Genomic DNA, 4,676 nt, shown 5'->3' with positions numbered 1-4,676 from the left:
CCCTTATCCGTGGTGAAGACGGTAAATTCCCTCCCGGGATCGACATCCTTTCCCAAACCGGCTATGGTCTTTATCCGTGAAAAAATGGGTCTTAAGGGAATATACTCGCCAAAGGGTACCAAGTGTAATTTGTCGTATCTTTCAACCACTTCCCCCAGTGGAGAAATTAAGAATGCGGAATTATATTGCTTCGCGTCCTCAAGATGAAGGCTTCCGATCAATAGATGGCATTTCAATCGCCGTGCGATGTCCTTGATTTCACTAAAGAAATATCCTTCCTCGAGGAGATATCCAGGAACAGCCGTTTCGGGCCAGATAATTAGATCGGGGTTCCCTCTGCCCGCTTCTCGGGTGAGATCGATATAAATCGATTCGATATCCTCTTTCCCCTCGAAACTCCATTTTTCTTCCTGAGGGATGCTAGCCTGTACCGCAGATACTTTGAACCTCTTGCCCTTAGAGATACCCGATTTGAGCGAATAAAAACCTCCGGTTATGACCAAGATTAAGATTGCAGCCACCACACAGATCCTTTTCAGAAGCGCAGATCGTTCAATGACCGGTTTGTTGCCAATTAAATAAAAATAAACCTCCAATAAAAGCACATTTACCATCAAAATCACATAAGATACCCCATAGACCCCAGTTGTCCTCGCCATTTGAATGAGAAGAGGGTTAGTCTGTTGGCTGTAGCCAAGAATACCCCAAGAAAATCCCCAAACTCCTATGGATCGCAGATATTCCAAAGCCACCCATAGGGCGGGAATGGTGAATAAACGCGTCCAGGGGCTTGAATGTTTAAGAGTTTGGGCTCCAAAAGAAAAACAGGCGATGAAAAGGGCCTCGAACAAGGTCAAAGATATCCAGGCGATAAGGGCAAATATACCCACCCACCTACTTAATTGAAGCATCCAGTAAGTTAGACCACCGAAAAAGATGGTCCCGGAGATCAAACCAAGGAAAAAAGCTCGCCTGCCTGTCGGGAGATACGGCCCGCTAAACCTTAGCGAAACCTCATGGATGGCTATGAGCAGTGGCAAAAGACCGACCCAGACCAGCGCTTTGTAGTTGAAATTGGGAAAGGAAAGTACCAGTAGAAATCCAGTGATGGCGGCGAAGAGAAGTTGCTTTATTGACATGGCGGCTAACCTTCTATTACTAAAGGTATCCACATTATCCACAGAAAAACGAGTCATGAGTCATGGATCATGGGTCAAGGGCTAAAATTGTATTATTAACAAGATGGGTGCATGGGCTAGTACTCGAAGGGATGCCCCCGAACAATAATATAAGTGTTACCACTGTACATAAACATTACACCTTGAACCTTTAACCCCCACAAAGGGAGAGATTGGGATCAACATTGGCATCGAGAGAAATTCTTTCCCCTTTTAGCCATCGGTAATATCCCGCGCAGGCGATCATTGCTGCATTGTCCGTGCACAAAGGAATGGAAGGATAGAAGAGCCTCATTCCCTCCATCTCCATCTCTTGTCTGAATCTTTCGCGCAGAGAGCTATTTGCCGCAACCCCGCCACCGAGGACAACTTTATCAACACCTCGTTCCTTCGCCGCTCTTAAGGTTTTATGTATCTGAACATCGATTATAGCCGTTTGGAAACTGGCACAAAGGTCGGGGATGGATATTTCCTCTCCTCGCTTCTTAAGGCGGGTGACGTGGTTTAAAACCGCCGTTTTAAGACCGCTCAGGCTAAAATCGTAATCTTCCGTTTTTAGCATCGCTCGTGGGAATTTAATTGCCTGCGGGTCACCCCGCTTTGACAAATCGTCGATGATGGGACCTCCCGGATAACCAAGCTTCAAGAATCCCGCTATCTTGTCGAAGGCTTCTCCCGCGGCATCGTCCAGAGTTTCGCCCAAAAGTTCGTATCTTCCGTGATCCTCCATGTAAATGAGGCAGGTGTGTCCCCCCGAGACCACAAGGGAAATGAAGGGAGGTTTAAGATCCGGGTGTTCCAAAAAATTGGCATAGATATGTCCCTCTAGATGGTTCACGCCTATGAGGGGCAGACCGGTGCCATAAGAGAGACTCTTGGCCGCGGCGAGTCCTACCAACAAAGCCCCCATTAGCCCCGGACCCAAAGTGACGGCTATGGCAGTCAAATCCTTCAAAGCCACATGCGCCTGGGAGCAAGCCTCGGCAATAACCGGGTTGATCAGTTCCACATGCTTTCTTGAGGCGATTTCCGGAACGACGCCACCGAACTTTCGATGAAAATCCACCTGAGAGGAGACAATATTTGACAGAATTATCTTTCCATCGGCGACTATAGCCGCAGCTGTTTCATCACACGATGTTTCTATGGCCAGTATGAGCCTTTCAGTCAATGTCTTCGCCACCTGGGTCATGGTAATGAATAGAACTGTACAAACAGGTCCTTAGATCAGTTACTCCAACTAACTTTCAATTCTCTCAATTACGCTAATACTCAGGCTTCGCCCCATCTTTTCCAGGAGCTTTTTATAGTTAGGAGAAGTAATATCTCCCGTCCACATGACTATTGCATCCTCATTGTTATCCGAGTAATAACCCTTTCTTATCGCTACCTTATAAAAACCGAATTTTTTATAAAGATTTTGAGCGACAAGATTCGACCTCCTTACCTCCAGGGTCAACCATTGAATCCCACTCTTTAGGGCCCATTTGGCCATGGTGAGCATCAAAGCTTTCGCTATGCCGCGATTCTGATAGGCTGGATCCACCGCAAGTGTTGAAATACGTCCCTCATCTCCGACGCGTATCATCCCGCCGTATCCCACTATCTTCTTCGCCCGTCGGGTGGGCGGGCCTGTCCGCCAGTGCTTCAGGACGCCTCGCCCCACTCGGCTGGAGGGGGTGCAGGTATCGGTAGATGGACTCAGAATCCTTGCCACAATATAAAAAGTGTAACCCGGTCGAGCAAGGTCATGCTCAAACATGGATCGAGTCCACGGTCTGGGAAACACAGTCCTTTCAATCTCACATACGCTTTGAAGATCGATATAAGTCATTCTGGAGATTTCAATGGTTTTCATGGGAAAAACTTTCCTTCCCTGCCGCCCGTCCCATCTTCTCCTCAGCTTCCGATAAACGAACATAAATGGGAACTACGTGGAAAATCTCTTTACCTTCTCCCGCAAGAAGCTTATCCATGGCAAGAGCAATGAGATTCGACGCCCTGGGGAACCAAAGCCACGATGGGGCAAAATCCACTGAGGAACCTAAGGAATTTTTGAGCAGGTCTCCGTAGGGATATAGTGCATCTCCCACCAAGATTACTCTTTGCTTATATCCTTTCAATTTCGAACATAAATCCCGTGGAGGCATAACTTGATAGGGAGTAATGAGATCAAACTTGCCACCCAAACACCTATAAATTGCGCTGTAAACTTCCCCCCGCTTGGCATCCAAAACGGCGCAAACCAGCTCCTCCCCAAAGGTAAAGGGGTGGGCTAAACAGTCCAATGTTGAGATACCCACAAGGGGTAGGTTTAATGCCTGAGCGAGAATCTTGGCCGTGGTGACCCCAATCCTGACCCCCGTAAAGGAGCCCGGTCCCAATCCAACGGCTAATCCTCGGAGGTCATCGATGGAAAAGCCGCCCTGCTTAAGGAGATAGTCTACCATGGGAATGAGCCGTTCCATGTGCGCACGCGGGGCATACATTGTGAGCTCCCCATAAAGCTTATCTTCAGTTCCTATCGCCACCGTGCAAGCATCCGTGGCCGTATCAAAGGCTAATACCAGCATGTTCTTCTCCCTCTGCAGTGATTCGTGATTCAAGCCTATTGTCGAATGATAAATGTCGTACGTCGAACGCTTAATTTTTCATTCGTCGTTCGACTCACTTGCTCAATCCTTCACTTCCCCACTTTTATCCACTCTTTAGTCGCCTTTTCCCAGTAAGGACCATGGGGAAAGATTCGCAGCTCCCTAACATTCTCATCTAAAAGTCGTTTAAATGATATTTCTAAATAGTTGGATGGAAGGAGAGAGACTACCTTATCTCCCCACTCGATCACCGTTATCCCATCGCCAAAGAAATATTCCTCGTATCCGAGGTCCAGCATCTCCAGGGGTGAATCCAGGCGGTAAAGATCAAAATGGTATAAAGGTAGAGTATTTTTATATTCTTTAATCAGATTAAAGGTGGGACTGGTGATTCTCCTCTTGATTCCCAAAGCCTCGCCCAGGCCTTGGGTAAAACAGGTTTTCCCCGCCCCCAGATCTCCGGTTAAACTTAGAACATCGCCAGCACGAAGAAGAGGAGCAAGCCTTCTCGCCAGCTCCTTAGTCTCCTCGGGAGAATAGGTTACAACTTTAAATGTGCTGTGCACCAAGGAAGAAACCCCTTCGTGATAGTTTTCGTGAAGCTATTGTAATCCATCAAAAAGAAAAGATACACGATCCGGAATGGATGCGATTTTAACTCTGAATCGTGTATCGTACATTATGCTAAAATAGTCCCATTTGCTCTGGTTCAGCCGGAGGGGGTTCCACACCCTTGGCCAAAAGTTCCTTTAATTTGAGGAAGTCATCTTCCAACGCCGATAAATTCGTCCGCATATGGAGAGCTGCTGCCGGGTGATATATGGGAAATATATAGTGACCTTTTCCTTTAAATGTTCGTCCGTGAACTTTTGACATGGAGACACCTTTCCCCAAGATTACCCGC

6 protein-coding genes are annotated in these 4,676 nt (G+C 47.3%); all 6 read right to left on the bottom strand.

The genetic code is table 11. The features are described from left to right. Window positions 1-1,139, bottom strand: a 1,139-nt coding sequence (gene lnt, locus AB1466_03385) for an apolipoprotein N-acyltransferase (protein ID MEW6189140.1), incomplete at its 3' end; no start/stop codon positions are given. Between the two features lie 190 nt (window positions 1,140-1,329). Next, on the bottom strand, window positions 1,330-2,349 hold the full coding sequence (gene tsaD / locus AB1466_03380) for a tRNA (adenosine(37)-N6)-threonylcarbamoyltransferase complex transferase subunit TsaD (GenBank protein MEW6189139.1): 1,020 nt from the start codon (window positions 2,347-2,349) through the stop codon (window positions 1,330-1,332). A 69-nt stretch (window positions 2,350-2,418) separates the two neighbouring features. Further along, window positions 2,419-3,036: a ribosomal protein S18-alanine N-acetyltransferase gene (gene rimI / locus AB1466_03375; protein ID MEW6189138.1), complete on the bottom strand. Its 618-nt coding sequence runs from the start codon at window positions 3,034-3,036 to the stop codon at window positions 2,419-2,421. Beyond that, window positions 3,023-3,751: a tRNA (adenosine(37)-N6)-threonylcarbamoyltransferase complex dimerization subunit type 1 TsaB gene (gene tsaB, locus AB1466_03370; GenBank protein MEW6189137.1), complete on the bottom strand. Its 729-nt coding sequence runs from the start codon at window positions 3,749-3,751 to the stop codon at window positions 3,023-3,025. The genes rimI and tsaB overlap by 14 nt, the downstream gene beginning before the upstream one ends. Window positions 3,752-3,861: 110 nt before the next feature. Further along, window positions 3,862-4,338 carry a tRNA (adenosine(37)-N6)-threonylcarbamoyltransferase complex ATPase subunit type 1 TsaE gene (gene tsaE, locus AB1466_03365; GenBank protein ID MEW6189136.1) on the bottom strand — a complete coding sequence of 159 codons (477 nt, stop codon included), beginning with the start codon at window positions 4,336-4,338 and terminating at the stop codon, window positions 3,862-3,864. Between the two features lie 118 nt (window positions 4,339-4,456). Then, the coding region (locus AB1466_03360) for a uracil-DNA glycosylase (GenBank protein MEW6189135.1) at window positions 4,457-4,676 on the bottom strand (220 nt) is incomplete at its 5' end.

This window comes from Actinomycetota bacterium, from assembly GCA_040755895.1.
Classification (GTDB): Bacteria; Actinomycetota; Aquicultoria; order Subteraquimicrobiales; family Subteraquimicrobiaceae; genus Subteraquimicrobium.
Note: the sequence above shows the minus strand (reverse complement) of the source record. Positions and strands in the feature narration are given on the sequence as shown.